At 54.6% G+C, this 14282-nt stretch carries 14 protein-coding genes and 3 tRNA genes; 10 read left to right on the forward strand and 7 right to left on the reverse strand.

What is annotated here, in order from left to right:
* The first annotated feature begins 99 nt into the window (after window positions 1–99).
* Both ACR0BU_RS05535 and ACR0BU_RS05540 read left to right on the forward strand, forming a co-directional pair.
* On the forward strand, window positions 100–411 hold the full coding sequence (locus ACR0BU_RS05535; protein WP_299078776.1) for a DMT family transporter: 312 nt from the start codon (window positions 100–102) through the stop codon (window positions 409–411).
* A gap of 76 nt (window positions 412–487) precedes the next feature.
* Window positions 488–934 (forward strand): nucleoside deaminase, encoded by a 447-nt coding sequence (locus tag ACR0BU_RS05540; protein ID WP_298932190.1) that lies wholly within the window; start codon window positions 488–490, stop codon window positions 932–934.
* Between the two features lie 24 nt (window positions 935–958).
* On the opposite strand, the gene tpiA is transcribed toward ACR0BU_RS05540, so the two are convergent.
* On the reverse strand, window positions 959–1708 hold the full coding sequence (gene tpiA, locus ACR0BU_RS05545) for a triose-phosphate isomerase (RefSeq protein WP_480735412.1): 750 nt from the start codon (window positions 1706–1708) through the stop codon (window positions 959–961).
* Window positions 1709–1846: 138 nt separating this feature from the next.
* Window positions 1847–2212, reverse strand: a complete 366-nt coding sequence (locus tag ACR0BU_RS05550) for a HesB/IscA family protein (protein WP_298932186.1) — start codon at window positions 2210–2212, stop codon at window positions 1847–1849.
* 218 nt (window positions 2213–2430) lie between these two features.
* Between ACR0BU_RS05550 and ACR0BU_RS05555 the strand changes: the two genes are divergently transcribed.
* On the forward strand, window positions 2431–2772 hold the full coding sequence (locus ACR0BU_RS05555; protein ID WP_298932184.1) for a hypothetical protein: 342 nt from the start codon (window positions 2431–2433) through the stop codon (window positions 2770–2772).
* Window positions 2773–3019: 247 nt separating this feature from the next.
* On the opposite strand, the gene ACR0BU_RS05560 is transcribed toward ACR0BU_RS05555, so the two are convergent.
* The 3 genes from ACR0BU_RS05560 to ACR0BU_RS05570 form a co-directional block, all read right to left on the reverse strand.
* On the reverse strand, window positions 3020–3382 hold the full coding sequence (locus tag ACR0BU_RS05560; protein ID WP_298932182.1) for an SUF system Fe-S cluster assembly protein: 363 nt from the start codon (window positions 3380–3382) through the stop codon (window positions 3020–3022).
* Window positions 3383–3476: 94 nt separating this feature from the next.
* On the reverse strand, window positions 3477–3755 hold the full coding sequence (locus ACR0BU_RS05565) for an NfeD family protein (RefSeq protein WP_298932180.1): 279 nt from the start codon (window positions 3753–3755) through the stop codon (window positions 3477–3479).
* Window positions 3755–4645, reverse strand: a complete 891-nt coding sequence (locus ACR0BU_RS05570; RefSeq protein WP_298932178.1) for an SPFH domain-containing protein — start codon at window positions 4643–4645, stop codon at window positions 3755–3757. The genes ACR0BU_RS05565 and ACR0BU_RS05570 overlap by 1 nt, the downstream gene beginning before the upstream one ends.
* A gap of 175 nt (window positions 4646–4820) precedes the next feature.
* On the opposite strand from ACR0BU_RS05570, the gene ACR0BU_RS05575 reads away from it, so the two are divergent.
* From ACR0BU_RS05575 to lon, 4 genes are all read left to right on the forward strand, one after another.
* On the forward strand, window positions 4821–5732 hold the full coding sequence (locus ACR0BU_RS05575; RefSeq protein ID WP_480735415.1) for a nucleoside hydrolase: 912 nt from the start codon (window positions 4821–4823) through the stop codon (window positions 5730–5732).
* Between the two features lie 63 nt (window positions 5733–5795).
* A complete protein-coding gene (gene tgt, locus ACR0BU_RS05580; RefSeq protein WP_480735417.1) occupies window positions 5796–6926 on the forward strand; it encodes a tRNA guanosine(34) transglycosylase Tgt in 1131 nt (376 codons plus the stop codon).
* A gap of 91 nt (window positions 6927–7017) precedes the next feature.
* A complete protein-coding gene (locus ACR0BU_RS05585; protein WP_367277437.1) occupies window positions 7018–7425 on the forward strand; it encodes a DUF6636 domain-containing protein in 408 nt (135 codons plus the stop codon).
* Between the two features lie 223 nt (window positions 7426–7648).
* Window positions 7649–10057 carry an endopeptidase La gene (lon, locus tag ACR0BU_RS05590; RefSeq protein WP_480735418.1) on the forward strand — a complete coding sequence of 803 codons (2409 nt, stop codon included), beginning with the start codon at window positions 7649–7651 and terminating at the stop codon, window positions 10055–10057.
* Between the two features lie 132 nt (window positions 10058–10189).
* On the opposite strand, the gene ACR0BU_RS05595 is transcribed toward lon, so the two are convergent.
* Window positions 10190–10264 (reverse strand) — tRNA-Val (locus tag ACR0BU_RS05595).
* 213 nt (window positions 10265–10477) lie between these two features.
* Between ACR0BU_RS05595 and ACR0BU_RS05600 the strand changes: the two genes are divergently transcribed.
* From ACR0BU_RS05600 to uvrA, 3 genes are all read left to right on the forward strand, one after another.
* A tRNA-Asp gene (locus ACR0BU_RS05600) sits at window positions 10478–10554 on the forward strand.
* 42 nt (window positions 10555–10596) lie between these two features.
* Window positions 10597–10673 (forward strand) — tRNA-Asp (locus ACR0BU_RS05605).
* A gap of 188 nt (window positions 10674–10861) precedes the next feature.
* Entirely contained in the window at window positions 10862–13720 is a 2859-nt protein-coding gene (gene uvrA / locus ACR0BU_RS05610) for an excinuclease ABC subunit UvrA (protein ID WP_480735420.1), read from the forward strand.
* A gap of 37 nt (window positions 13721–13757) precedes the next feature.
* Here the strand turns inward: uvrA and ACR0BU_RS05615 are convergent, their stop codons facing one another.
* Window positions 13758–14195, reverse strand: coding sequence for an excinuclease ABC subunit A (locus ACR0BU_RS05615; protein ID WP_480735421.1), 438 nt, complete (start codon window positions 14193–14195; stop codon window positions 13758–13760).
* Window positions 14196–14282 lie beyond the last annotated feature (87 nt).

Below are 14282 nucleotides of genomic sequence, written 5' to 3' on the forward strand. Positions count from 1 at the left end.
CTTGAACCCGTGATTTCTGCTCTTATCTAGCAGTCAGAGGACGACCTCCCCACACCGGGAAATCAGTCGGGACGACCCGACCTGTTCTGAGGTGTTCTTATGTCCTGGATTTTTCTTTTGTTCGCCGGCTTGCTAGAAATCGTTTGGGCGGTTGCCATGAAGCAATCAGCCGGGTTCACGCGCTTGTGGCCTACAGCGATCATGGGCGTGTCGATGATCGGATCATTTGGCCTGCTGGCGCTAGCGATGCGCACCTTGCCGCTTGGCACGGCTTATGTCATCTGGACCGGCATCGGCGCTGTTGGCGCGTTTATGGTTGGCATCATGTTTTTGGGTGAGGCCATAACGCCATTTCGCATCCTGGCTGCGGTTTTGATTGTCTCAGGTCTTGTTGTCATGAAGATATCCTAACTGAATCATCCTGCCGTTGACGCATTCTGATGCCTTTGGCAGGATGATCGCAGGGATCGAACAAGGAACCTCCGACATGCTTACCGAAACCGACGCAGGTTTGCTGCGTATCGCCTTTGACGAAGCTAAGGCGGGGTTTGAAGAAGGTGGCTGCCCGATCGGATCGGTTTTGGCCCGAAATGGGCGGGTTGTCTCACAAGGGCGCAACCAACGCGTTCAACGTGGCGACCCGATTGCGCATGGCGAAATGGATGCGCTGCGCAAAGCTGGGCGCCAGCGAACCTATCGGGACACCGTGCTCTATACGTCTTTGTCGCCTTGCATGATGTGTTCAGGAACCATCGTTCAGTTTGGCATTCCGCGGGTTGTTATCGGCGACACTCAGAATTTTGGGGGTAACGAAGACTTCCTGCGTGAACGAGGTGTCGAGGTCATCCTGGCGGAGGACCCCGATTGCATTGCACTGATGAAGCGGTTCATCGAAGAAAAGCCCGAGCTTTGGGCTGAAGACATTGCGGAATAAGGATTATGCCCTCTTGAGTAGTGTTCAGATGCTCTCCAGCGCCTGAATAATGCCCGAAAAATCTTCGGCCTTTAAGCTCGCGCCGCCTACCAAAGCACCATCGACGTTTGAAACGCCGAAGATTTCGGTGGCATTGCCTGGCTTGACGGACCCACCGTACAGCAGGCGCACCGATCGACCGACGCCTTCGCCAAATCGGCGTTCCAACCGGGCGCGGATGAAATCGTGAACCTCACCGATCTCTTCCAGTGTCGGAACCTTGCCGGTGCCGATGGCCCAGATCGGCTCATAGGCAACCACCAGATTCTCACCTGTCGACTGATCCGGGACAGACCCGGACAATTGGCCGCCAATGATGTCCAATGTATTGGCCGCGTCGCGCTGCTCCAGGCTTTCACCGACACAGATGATCGCCTGCAACCCGGCATCCATAACTGTCCGTGCTTTTGCGCGCACATCTTCGTTTTGTTCGCCGTGATCCACGCGACGTTCGGAATGACCTAGGATCACGGCGCTTGCTCCTGCGTCCTTCAGCATGTCAGCGCTGACATCGCCTGTATGAGCACCCGAGGCGTCCGCATGACAATCCTGACCGCCAACCGAAACGTCGGTATTTTCGACCGCAGCGGCGGCGCGATGAAGCAGGGTTGCGGGGGGACAAATCAGGATATCGAGGGAAGGAGAGGGATGAAGGGCCGCAAGCCGTTCAAGCTCGCTCAGCACAGCGCTGGTTCCGTTCATTTTCCAGTTTCCAGCCGCCAGCTTACGCCGCATATCCAATCCTCTCGTAACGCTATGTCATTTGATAGATCGGATAACACCGTCTGGAGGGCCTGACAATTCCGGTTGGAGATTGCACGAGTATCGCCTGAAGGTCAGCACGATCGAAACACCAGACTATTGCAGAAGAATTCAGCCCTGCGATGCAAGGTTTTCATCAAATTTGATCGATTCCCCGCAGCCGCAGGCATCGACAACATTCGGGTTCTTAAACTTGAAACCCGCTTCCAGCAACGAGACCTCATAGTCGATTTCAGTGCCAAACAGGAACATCTGCGCCATTGGGGCGATCATCACACGCGCGCCGTCATGTTCGACAACTTCGTCATGCGGGTCAGGTTGATCAACATATTCCATGGTGTATTCCATGCCTGCGCATCCGCCTTTTTTGACGCCAATGCGCAGCCCAGCATGACCGCCGGATGACATCAGGCGGGTAATCTGCTCTGCAGCTTTGGGCGTTATGGTCACGGCCTGCTTGCCGGGAATGCCAAACATCTGAGTCTCCGTCGTCGCACGTTACCTCCAATTTAGGGCCGACTTAGGTGAGGCTCAAGTATGTGTGTGGAAAAGAACGGATTTTCACACCGATTATGACTTTTCTGATGTTTCTGAAACGATGGCTTGTTTCGGCCGTGCTGATCGACTTAGCTTTCCAATGTACGACCCACTTTCATTGAATGCTGCAACGCAACCCGACCAGAAAGGTGACAGGAATGAACGCACTAAACATCAAGGTCAATGTATTGGTAAAGCTGGTGCCAGTGTTCTGTGTTGCTGGTGTCATGGCAATCGGCCCAGCGTTTGCCGCCTCGGACACCGACAGGCATCCGGTTAATTGCGCAACAGCTGAAGGTGATTTGCGCGCCATTGATGCCGAAAAAAAGCATGCCGAGGACAAGCAACTTGAGAGTGTGGCGGCCATTACACCTGCTGGGGCGCTGCTGGGTCTGGTCACGGGAACTGAGAACAAAAGGCTTAAGATGTTGTCAGGGGATTACATTACACAGCTTGATGCACGATCCGCCGAAATCAAATCGACCTGTGGTCTGAAATAACATCTGGCAGCAAGAGACGTTTCCATGAAAAAGGACCGTTCTCGGGCAAGAACGGTCCGTATTCTGGGCCAGGGTCTTTTGGGGGCGGCAGTTGGTCAGTCGGCCCGTGCATATAACGCGAAACGGTCATTGCGGCGTCAACGCGCCACATATGTCTCGCAACTATGTGACAGCCTCTGCACAGTTAAGTAACAGATAAACAACCGTTTTGTGACAAATGTTCGGAATGCGAGCAGATGCCGCCCACTTACATGAAGCCGAGTTCCAGTCGAGCCTCATCTGACATCATTTCCATACCCCAGGGTGGTTCCCAGGTCAGTTCGACATCTACTTCTTTTACGCCAGCGACTGGTTCAATGGCTTCAACGATCCATCCAGGCATCTCACCAGCAACCGGGCAGCCGGGTGCGGTCAAGGTCATGATCACCTTCACGGCGTTGTCGCTGGCGATATCGATCGTATAGATCAGCCCAAGGTCGTAGATGTTAACGGGGATTTCCGGGTCAAAGACCGTCCGGCACGCTTCAACCACAAGCTCGTACAAAGGGTGTTCTATTGTCGACGGCGCAATCAGCGGTGTGCCTTCAAACTGTTCGCTTGGGTGGGTCATTGGTGCCTCGGGTCAGTTGCCTGAGTGATTATATAGGGAATGCCCGCCACAGCGTCCAGTGGGGCAATGGCGCCAAGTTTGGCGCCAAAGCTGTTTAGTCATTGATATCGTGTTCAAAGGTTTTCACCTGACCGTGCGGTCGAGCGAACATTCGACGCAGGATAAGCCAGGCCACCAAGGAAAGAACCGCGAATATCAGTAACAGAAAGGATAAAGACGGTACAAACCCCGGAATGACCAGTAGAAGGCCCGTGATCGCCGCACCAATTGCAAAGCCCAGAAATATGAAACCGGGCAGGGCGACCTCAAGGATCGCAAGCGCAAGTGCGGCGGCCAGCCAAATCCACCAAGTTAGCCAAACGGGGTCCGCCATCACTTTCCTCCTTTGAGCATCTTGAACGCATCTCCAAAGGCTTCAATTGCGTTTGCAGGAACGATGATCGTCTGTTTTCCAGAACCGTTGCCTAGTGCGTTCAGCGATTCAACTTGCTTCAGTGCGACCTGATATTGTGCCGCTTCGATACCGTTGTCTTGAATGGCTTTGGCAACGACACCTGTGGCATAGGCTTCGGCGTCAGCCTGGATACGGCGGGCCTTGGCTGTTTGCTCGGCCGCGTACAATTCGGCATCGGCTTGCAACTCGACCGAGCGCTTCAGACCTTCAGCTTCAGTCACCTGGGCGCGGCGTGCGCGTTCGGCATTCAACTGCTGCAACATCGCGTCCCGAGTCGCCTGATCCAGATTCACATCGAGAATCTCAGCGCGGGTAACCTGTATGCCCCAGTCGTCCACAGCCGTTTCGACACTTTCCTGAATACGATTAATCAGTTGCGAGCGGTTTGATTGGACCTCGTCCAGATCCATTTTACCGATTTCTGCACGGACAATGCCTGCTACGGTGGTGGCGATTGCTCCGTCGACGTCCCGAATACGGTAAACGGTCTTTTCCGGTTCAAGAATTCGATAAAAGACCGAAGTGTCGATTTGCACCAGAACGTTGTCTTTGGTGATCGCATCCTGGGTTGCGTTCGGCAACTGACGTTCCAGAATCGAAATCTTGTGGCGCGCAACATCCAGAAACGGGACGATAAAGTTGATGCCGGGGCCAAGGACCGAGTGCAGGCGACCGAAACGTTCGACCACGAATTTTTCGGATTGCGGGACGATCTTGATGCCCTTGAGGATAACGATAACCACCAAAACGGCGGCCAAGACGTAAATGATGTTTGACGATAGCAACCCAATAATCTGGTCTTCAGTCATATCTGTCCTCTTTTATTGTGTACGATGGTATACATTTAAGGGTTGAGTCGCATGATTTCAACTCTGGTATGGATGGAAACAAGACGGATGCAAACGTTCAAATGGGATAATTTTTGGCCGAATTTATGCATTGTGACCGCTTTGCATCCATATCAGACTAAGATATCGGGACGCTATGAAACTGATAATCGACACTGACCCTGGCATCGATGATGCAATGGCCATCGCATATGCTGCTGCGGCGCCTGAAATTGAGCTGGTTGGCCTGACCACCGTTTTTGGCAATACGCATGTGCACCAATCCAGTCGTAATGCACGGTATTTGCGGGATAAATTGGGATTATCTATCCCGGTGGCACAAGGCGCGTCTTTCCCGCGCGGATCGGAGAGTCATACCCCCTCCGAACATGTTCATGGGCCCGAGGGATTTGGTGATCTGACAGACATTCCGGAAATCGGTTACAACCATGCTTTGCCTGCGGCTGAGTTCCTTGCCGAAATGGCCCGTGTACACAAAGGTGAACTGGTAGTCTGTGCGATTGGGCCTTTGACCAATATTGCGGACGCAATCCGCCTTGATCCCGAATTTTCTTCGAATCTGAAGCGGCTGGTGATCATGGGCGGTGCGGTTTTCTGCCCTGGCAATATCACTGAACATGCAGAGGCGAATATCTATCACGATGCTGCGGCCGCAAACGAAGTCTTTGCGACCCCACCGGAAACCGTGTTGGTTGGTTTGGATGTGACGCTGAAAACCTTGTACGAGGCCGCCGATTTCGAAGCGCTGGCCAGTCGATCCCCTCATATGGGGGCGTTCCTGCACGATATCTCTCGGTTCTATCTGAAATTCTACAAGGAAATTGGTGGGTTAGAAGGGTGCGGATTGCATGATTCAACGGCAGTGATCGCCTGCACACATGATCCGATGTTCGACATGGCTTCAATCGGCCTTCAAGTCATCGCGCACGGACCTGAATTGGGGGCGACGCGGCCGGATCCGTCTCGTCCGTCGATCTCTGTTTGCCGCAATGTAGACGGGGCAGAAGTGGTGCGACTATTTACGGACCGCGTCGCCTCATTGCCCTGACGGGTTGCATTGGGCGGGTTGATCGGGCAAATGCTGCCCGGTTCCGCGATCCGAGTTGATAACATGACCCAGCGATTTTCATTTGAACTGAAAGCCACGGATGGCAAGGCCCGGAATGGTGTCATCAAGACGCCGCGCGGTGACGTGCGTACACCAGCCTTTATGCCCGTTGGGACAGCGGCGACGGTCAAGGCAATGATGCCCGAAAGCGTGCGTGCTACGGGCGCGGATATCCTGCTGGGCAACACCTATCACCTGATGTTGCGTCCAACCGCGGAACGGATCGACCGTTTGGGCGGGCTACACAAGTTCATGAACTGGGATCGACCGATCCTGACGGACTCAGGCGGGTTTCAGGTCATGTCACTGGCGGGCCTGCGCAAGCTGACCGAGAAGGGCGTGACCTTCAAATCGCATATTGACGGCTCCAAACACGAATTGTCACCGGAACGGTCGATGGAGATTCAGCGCCTGCTGGGGTCTGACATCGTCATGTGTTTCGACGAATGTCCCGCCTTGCCAGCCGATCGTGATCGCATTGCTGAATCTATGCGCCTGTCGATGCGATGGGCGGACCGGTCCCGTGAAGCGTTCGGCGACCGTTCGGGGCACGCGCTGTTTGGTATCATGCAGGGCGGGTTAGAGCGTGATCTGCGCGAGGAAAGCGCCGAAGCTTTGAAAAACATCGGGTTTGAAGGCTATGCAATAGGCGGTCTGGCCGTAGGTGAAGGGCAAGAGGCGATGTTCTCCTGCCTCGACTACGCCCCCGGTTTCCTGCCCGAAGACAAGCCCCGATACCTTATGGGTGTCGGAAAGCCTGATGATATGGTTGGGGCGGTTGCACGTGGCATTGATATGATGGATTGCGTGCTGCCTTCACGGTCTGGCCGCACAGGCCAGGTGTTTACGCGGTTTGGCGTTGTGAACATCAAAAACGCAAGGCACGCCGATGATCCGCGTCCCTTGGACGAGGCATGTTCGTGTCCTGCATGCTCGAAATACTCGCGTGCATATCTGCACCACGTCTTCCGCGCGAATGAGATGATTTCGGGCATGCTGCTGACATGGCACAACCTGCATTACTTTCAGGAGATCATGCAGGATATGCGCGATGCGATTTCCGCAGGGACGTTTGAGCGATGGCAGGAGCAGTTCCACACACAGCGCGCGCAGGGCGATATCGCGCCAGTTTGATCATCCTTTTCGGTGACAATACAGCTTATAAACGGTACACTGTTTCTAGATTATTACAGTGAATTTTTGCGATTTGACCCCGGAGGCTTTGATGTTCCGCCCACTGATAGGCGCGATGATTATATGCGCCACGCCCGCGTTTTCTGATATCTGGACATTTGAAACCCCGTCAGAAAACATACAATGCTCAGTTGGTGAAAGTGCGGGATTTTCCGACATTCAATGTACGATCATTGAACGCAATGGCCCACCGGCCTTGCCGCGACCCGCGAACTGTCAGGCTGATTGGGGGCATGAATTCTTGATGAACAACACGGGCAACGTCCAGATGGTATGCGCGGCCCTTAGCCGCCATCGCGACGGGTATCACCGGGCTGAATATGGCGTAACAGGCCAGTTTGGTGGATTTGTGTGCCACTCATCAAAAAAGGGGCTGGAGTGCACAAACCAGGATGGTCACGGGTTCTTTTTGTCCCGGGCAGTTCAACGCATCTTTTGAGGACAGGGCGAATAACTTAGTCGCGCGTTTTGACAATTTTCGGTGGATATGTCCCGCGGACGTCTTGCAGTCGGTAACACCTCGGGTCATTCTGAATTTCGATACATGACGGTAAGGTTGAAAAAGGGCGATGAGGCCCCACCTTTATCGTCCAAGACAGGAGATGGCCGAGTGTTGCCTCGATGAGGGACCGGAGCCGTCTTGCCAACGATAAGGATAGAGCATGCAAGAGCCTCTGAATTCCTCATACCCCGTCCTGCCGCTGCGCGACATCGTGGTGTTCCCACATATGATCGTGCCGCTGTTTGTCGGCCGCGATAAGTCGGTCCGCGCGCTGGAAGAGGTGATGCAGGATGACAAGCAAATTCTGTTGTCCAGCCAAGTCGACCCAGGCGTCGATGATCCGGATGTTGATGGTATTTACCGGTCCGGTGTTCTGGCCAACGTTCTGCAACTGCTGAAGCTGCCCGACGGCACCGTGAAGGTGCTGGTTGAAGGTCAGGCGCGGGTACAGATCACAGAATTTCTGGAAAACGACAACTTCTTTGAAGCCCGCGCGGAATACCTGACAGAGATGCCCGGCGACGTGACCACGACGCAGGCACTGCTGCGCACCGTCGGAGATGAGTTCGAGCGCTATGCAAAAGTGCGCAAGAACATCCCCGAAGAAGCGCTGACCGCTGTGGGTGAAACCACTGAACCCGCCAAGCTGGCGGATCTTGTGTCCGGCCATCTTGGGATCGAAGTTGAGCAAAAGCAGGATCTGCTTGAAACGCTCAGCGTCAGCGAGCGGCTTGAGAAAGTCTATGGCCTGATGCAGGGTGAAATGTCGGTTTTGCAGGTCGAAAAGAAGATCAAGACCCGCGTAAAATCCCAGATGGAGAAGACGCAGCGCGAATACTATCTGAATGAGCAGATGAAGGCCATTCAGAAGGAACTTGGTGATGGCGAAGACGGCTCGAACGAAGTTGCTGAGCTGGAAGAGAAAATCGCCGAGACCAAGCTGTCGAAAGAGGCGCGTGAAAAGGCCGAAGGTGAGCTGAAGAAGCTGCGCAACATGAGCCCGATGTCGGCTGAAGCCACTGTCGTGCGCAACTATCTGGACTGGATTTTGTCGCTGCCATGGGGCACCAAGTCTCGCGTCAAGAAAGATCTGGGTCGCGCGCAGAAGGTCCTGGATGACGATCACTATGGCCTTGAGAAGGTCAAAGAACGGATCGTCGAATATCTGGCAGTTCAGCAGCGTTCGAAAAAGCTAAAAGGCCCGATCATGTGCCTTGTCGGCCCTCCAGGCGTGGGTAAGACCAGCTTGGGGAAATCGGTCGCCAAAGCCACGGGGCGCGAGTTCATTCGCATCTCGCTGGGTGGGGTGCGTGACGAATCCGAGATCCGCGGTCACCGTCGGACATACATTGGCTCAATGCCTGGCAAGATCATTCAGGCGCTTAAGAAAGCCAAAACCACGAACCCTTTGATCTTGTTGGATGAAATCGACAAGATGGGTCAAGATTTCCGTGGTGACCCGGCGTCTGCCATGCTCGAAGTGTTGGACCCTGAACAGAATAACACGTTCATGGACCACTATTTGGAAGTGGAATATGACCTGTCGAACGTGATGTTCCTGACCACGTCCAACAGCTACAACATGCCCGGGCCCTTGCTTGACCGGATGGAGATCATTCCGCTGGCCGGCTACACCGAGGACGAAAAAAGCGAGATCGCCAAGCAACACCTGATCGGCAAGCAGGTCAAAAACCATGGCCTTAAGGACAAGGAATTTGAACTGACCGATGAGGCCCTGCAAAAGATGATCCGCACATATACTCGTGAAGCGGGCGTGCGGAATCTTGAGCGTGAGATCGCCAAGGTGGCCCGAAAATCGCTGACCAAGATCATCAAGAAAGAGGCGGAAACCGTTAAGGTGACACCGGATAATCTTGATGAGTTCCTTGGCGTTCCCAAGTTCCGCTACGGTCTGGCTGAACAGGACGATCAGGTCGGTGTTGTCACCGGTCTGGCCTGGACGTCAGTGGGTGGTGATCTGCTTCATATCGAAGCTCTGAAACTGCCCGGCAAAGGTCGGATGAAGACCACAGGTAAGCTGGGCGATGTGATGAAAGAATCCATCGACGCGGCCTCCTCCTACGTGCGTTCCATCTCGCCTCAGATCGGAGTAAAGCCACCCAAGTTCGATAAGTTGGACATCCACGTCCACGTGCCGGATGGCGCAACGCCAAAAGATGGCCCAAGTGCGGGTCTGGCAATGGTGACCTCGATCGTGTCGGTGCTGACCGGTATTCCGGTGCGCAAGGACATCGCCATGACGGGTGAGGTCTCGTTGCGCGGCAACGCAATGCCAATCGGCGGTTTGAAGGAAAAGCTGTTGGCGGCGCTTCGTGGCGGTATCAAGACCGTTCTGATCCCCGAGGAAAACGAAAAGGATCTGGCCGAGATTCCGGACAACGTTAAGGAAGGTCTGGACATCATCCCGGTGGCGCATGTCTCAGAGGTTCTGAAACAAGCTTTGGTGCGTGCGCCTGAGCCGATCGAGTGGGACGAAGCCGCTGAGGAGGCAGCCGCGGCTGCAGCCAAAGCAGCAGAAAGCACAAGCCCGTCTGCTACGGCCCATTAGATCAATCTCAGACTATCGAAAGGGCGCATCTTATGGGTGCGCCTTTTTTTGTTTCTCACGATACATCTAACCGGCCATCTGGTAGCTGATCGAGGAAAGGTAAATAAAGTCAGAGATTTACCAGCGAAGGCTTGGTGGGTGATAAGAGATTTGAACTCCTGACATCTTCGATGTGAACGAAGCGCTCTACCACTGAGCTAATCACCCGCGCGGCGCGCTTCTACAGCGGCCTAGGGAATTGCGCAAGACCGGCGGGCAATCAACCGCGCTACCAGAGCGGAATAGTTCAACCTGATCTTGTTCCTCCGACTAACAGCTTGGGAAAAAATCGGCTGAGCGCAAAAAACTTCAAAACGCCGCTTGACGATACCGGGGCGGACCCATAATACACCCCAACGTTCAGCAATGAACGGGCAGCGGGCGGTTGTAGCTCAGATGGTTAGAGTACCGGCCTGTCACGCCGGGGGTCGCGGGTTCGAGCCCCGTCAACCGCGCCACTGCTGTCAGCCTGGATCCGGGCCTAGGGATCACGAAAATGCGCGGTTGTAGCTCAGATGGTTAGAGTACCGGCCTGTCACGCCGGGGGTCGCGGGTTCGAGCCCCGTCAACCGCGCCACTTTCTTCAAAATGTTGACACTTGGACGACGCCTTCAACAGGGCGGCTCTCTGTGAAGTTTGTGGATCGCCTTGGAAACAGGAACCTGTTCGGCGAAAACCTGTTCGTTCACACTTTGTTCTAACTTTTCTATTGGAGACTCAGCGCCACTCGCCTATCTCTAAGAAACTTGTTTGTTGGGGGCCGAAATGGCTGAGCTGAAGAATATCGAGGTGCGCGGCGCGCGCGAACATAACCTAAAAGGCATTGACGTGGATATTCCGCGCGATCGGCTGGTTGTGATCACCGGGTTGTCCGGTTCGGGTAAGTCGTCGCTGGCGTTTGATACCATCTACGCTGAAGGGCAACGTCGCTATGTCGAAAGCCTTTCGGCCTATGCGCGGCAGTTTCTGGACATGATGGAAAAGCCTGATGTGGATCACATTAGTGGTCTATCCCCGGCGATTTCCATCGAACAGAAAACAACCTCCAAGAACCCGCGTTCGACTGTTGGCACGGTCACCGAGATCTACGACTACATGCGCCTGTTGTTTGCCCGTGCTGGCACGCCATTCAGCCCGGCTACTGGCCTGCCGATTGAAGCGCAGCAAGTTCAGGACATGGTTGATCGCATAATGACGATGGAGGAGGGGACGCGTGGTTACCTGCTGGCTCCGATCGTGCGAGACCGCAAGGGCGAATACAAAAAGGAGTTTCTCGAACTCCGCAAACAGGGGTTCCAACGCGTCAAGGTAGATGGCGAGTTCTACGAGCTGGACGAACCGCCAACGCTGGACAAGAAATTCCGGCACGATATTGATGTCGTCGTGGACCGTCTGGTCGTGCGTGAGGGTATGGAAACGCGGCTGGCCGACAGTTTGCGCACCGCTTTGGATCTGGCCGACGGTATCGCGGTTCTGGAAACTGCGCCCAGGGAAGGCGATCCGGAACGCATCACCTTCAGCGAGAATTTTGCATGCCCCGTCAGTGGCTTCACGATCCCTGAGATCGAACCGCGCCTGTTTTCGTTCAACGCGCCTTTTGGGGCCTGTCCGGATTGCGATGGGTTGGGGGTTGAACTGTTCTTTGACGAACGTCTCGTCGTGCCGGACCAGACGCTTAAACTGTATGATGGCGCGTTGGCACCATGGCGCAAGGGTAAGTCACCGTACTTTCTGCAGACGATTGAAGCGATCGCGCGTCACTATGATTTTGACAAGAACACGCCTTGGAAAGATCTGCCCGAAAAGGTTCAGCAGGTGTTTTTACGCGGTTCAGGCGATGAAGAAATCCAGTTCCGCTACGATGAAGGCGGAAGGGTCTATCAGGTTACGCGTAGCTTCGAAGGTGTGATCCCGAATATGGAGCGGCGCTATCGCGAGACCGACAGCGCCTGGATCCGGGAGGAGTTCGAGCGGTATCAGAACAACCGTCCCTGTGGCGCGTGCAATGGATTCCGCCTGCGGGCTGAGGCTTTGGCCGTCAAGATGTCAGGACTGCATGTGGGCCAGGTGGTCCAGATGTCGATCAGAGAGGCCTTGGCTTGGGTCGAGGACGCACCCAACCATTTGAATGCTCAGAAGAACGAAATCGCCCGCGCTATTCTCAAGGAAATTCGCGAGCGATTGGGATTCCTGAATAACGTTGGATTAGAGTATCTTACCCTGTCACGTTCAAGTGGGACTTTGTCGGGAGGCGAGAGCCAGCGCATCCGGTTGGCATCCCAGATTGGGTCTGGGCTGACGGGCGTATTGTACGTGCTCGACGAACCTTCAATTGGTTTGCACCAGCGCGACAATGACCGGCTGTTGGGTACGCTCAAGAACCTGCGCGATCAGGGAAATACGGTCATCGTCGTCGAACATGACGAAGAAGCGATCCGCGAGGCTGATTACGTCTTTGATATTGGTCCCGGAGCCGGCGTACATGGCGGTCAGGTGGTCAGCCAAGGAACACCGGCCGAGATTGCGGCAGATGCAGCCTCGGTGACCGGGCAGTATCTGGCTGGGACGCGTGAGATTGCGGTGCCAGCCACGAGACGCAAGGGCAACAAGAAGAAAGTCTCGGTTGTGAAAGCGACCGGCAACAATCTGAAAAATGTCACTGCCGCGTTTCCATTGGCGAAGTTTGTGTGTGTGACTGGTGTCTCGGGTGGCGGGAAGTCGACCCTGACCATCGAGACGTTGTTCAAGACCGCCTCGATGCGTCTGAACGGGGCGCGTCAGACGCCTGCGCCGTGCGAAACGATCAAAGGGTTAGAACATCTGGATAAGGTCATCGACATTGATCAGCGACCCATCGGGCGAACTCCGCGTTCAAATCCAGCGACTTACACCGGGGCTTTCACCCCGATCCGCGACTGGTTTGCCGGTCTGCCCGAGGCCAAGGCGCGCGGATACAAACCTGGTCGGTTCAGCTTTAACGTCAAAGGCGGACGATGTGAGGCATGCCAGGGCGACGGTGTCATTAAGATTGAGATGCACTTTTTGCCCGATGTTTACGTGACCTGTGAGACCTGCAAGGGCGCGCGATACAACCGCGAAACGCTGGAGATCAGGTTCAAAGGTAAGTCTATCGCCGATGTTCTTGATATGACTGTCGAAGACGCGCAGGAATTCTTCAAGGCAGTACCGTCGATCCGCGATAAAATGGATGCCTTGGCCCGTGTGGGTCTTGGTTATATCAAAGTTGGCCAACAGGCGACGACGCTTTCTGGTGGTGAAGCGCAGCGGGTGAAGCTGTCGAAAGAGCTCAGCAAGCGATCAACCGGTCGAACGCTGTATATTCTGGATGAACCGACGACGGGATTGCACTTTGAAGATGTACGTAAGTTGTTGGAAGTGCTTCATGAACTGGTCGAGCAGGGCAATACCGTTGTCGTGATCGAACACAATCTGGATGTCGTCAAAACCGCTGACTGGATCATCGATATCGGTCCTGAGGGCGGAGATGGCGGTGGCGAGATCGTCGCTGAAGGTACGCCCGAGAAAGTTGCCGAGGCGGAACACAGTTACACTGGCCGTTACCTGAAATCGATGTTGAAGCCCAAGCGTGTTGCAGCCGAGTAGTTTTGGGCGCTGGAACTAGGCCAGCGCCTTCAAGCCTTTATGCGGAAAGCATGGGTTTGGGTTTAGAGGCCAATTGGATCGGAACCACAAACAACGCCAAGAAGCCGGAGTTCAAGACCACGTTGAACCACGCGCCTGCAAAGATTGACCCTGTGCTGTCAATGACGAACCAGCTGATGAGGCCGTACATCATGATCCGTCCGCCGATTTTGGGATTTGTCGCGTAGATATGGTTGGTAACCTGCCAAGTTATCACACCCAACCCAGTCAACAAGCCGCCACTGATCGCCCCTAACAGAAGTTCACTGTCAGATGTGAATGTTTGTCTGCCATCAATTGGCAGATGTGCAAGGTCCAGAAACAAGCCAAAAAGTGAACCCAGTTGGAATGGCAGCGACAGAAACATCAGCACTCCAAACGCAATGCAAATTGCTGATGCGCCCCGAAGCAATTGTGTTGCGCGCGTATGTGTCATGTGTGATCTCCGTTTCGATTGTCTGTGCACAAGCTGTGGCCTTCGATGCGGTGAAACAATTACCTTCCAGGTAAGTGCATTCGCTTT

The organism is Ruegeria sp. CK2 (genome assembly GCF_056536585.1).

Bases quoted from the DNA above. Each gene is read 5' to 3' on its own strand.
- ACR0BU_RS05535 (WP_299078776.1), top strand. From the start codon at position 100: ATGTCCTGGATTTTTCTTTTGTTCGCCGGCTTGCTAGAAATCGTTTGG.
- ACR0BU_RS05540 (WP_298932190.1), top strand. From the start codon at position 488: ATGCTTACCGAAACCGACGCAGGTTTGCTGCGTATCGCCTTTGACGAA.
- tpiA (WP_480735412.1), bottom strand. From the start codon at position 1,708: ATGCGGCGTAAGCTGGCGGCTGGAAACTGGAAAATGAACGGAACCAGC.
- ACR0BU_RS05550 (WP_298932186.1), bottom strand. From the start codon at position 2,212: ATGTTTGGCATTCCCGGCAAGCAGGCCGTGACCATAACGCCCAAAGCT.
- ACR0BU_RS05555 (WP_298932184.1), top strand. From the start codon at position 2,431: ATGAACGCACTAAACATCAAGGTCAATGTATTGGTAAAGCTGGTGCCA.
- ACR0BU_RS05560 (WP_298932182.1), bottom strand. From the start codon at position 3,382: ATGACCCACCCAAGCGAACAGTTTGAAGGCACACCGCTGATTGCGCCG.
- ACR0BU_RS05565 (WP_298932180.1), bottom strand. From the start codon at position 3,755: ATGGCGGACCCCGTTTGGCTAACTTGGTGGATTTGGCTGGCCGCCGCA.
- ACR0BU_RS05570 (WP_298932178.1), bottom strand. From the start codon at position 4,645: ATGACTGAAGACCAGATTATTGGGTTGCTATCGTCAAACATCATTTAC.
- ACR0BU_RS05575 (WP_480735415.1), top strand. From the start codon at position 4,821: ATGAAACTGATAATCGACACTGACCCTGGCATCGATGATGCAATGGCC.
- tgt (WP_480735417.1), top strand. From the start codon at position 5,796: ATGACCCAGCGATTTTCATTTGAACTGAAAGCCACGGATGGCAAGGCC.
- ACR0BU_RS05585 (WP_367277437.1), top strand. From the start codon at position 7,018: ATGTTCCGCCCACTGATAGGCGCGATGATTATATGCGCCACGCCCGCG.
- lon (WP_480735418.1), top strand. From the start codon at position 7,649: ATGCAAGAGCCTCTGAATTCCTCATACCCCGTCCTGCCGCTGCGCGAC.
- uvrA (WP_480735420.1), top strand. From the start codon at position 10,862: ATGGCTGAGCTGAAGAATATCGAGGTGCGCGGCGCGCGCGAACATAAC.
- ACR0BU_RS05615 (WP_480735421.1), bottom strand. From the start codon at position 14,195: ATGACACATACGCGCGCAACACAATTGCTTCGGGGCGCATCAGCAATT.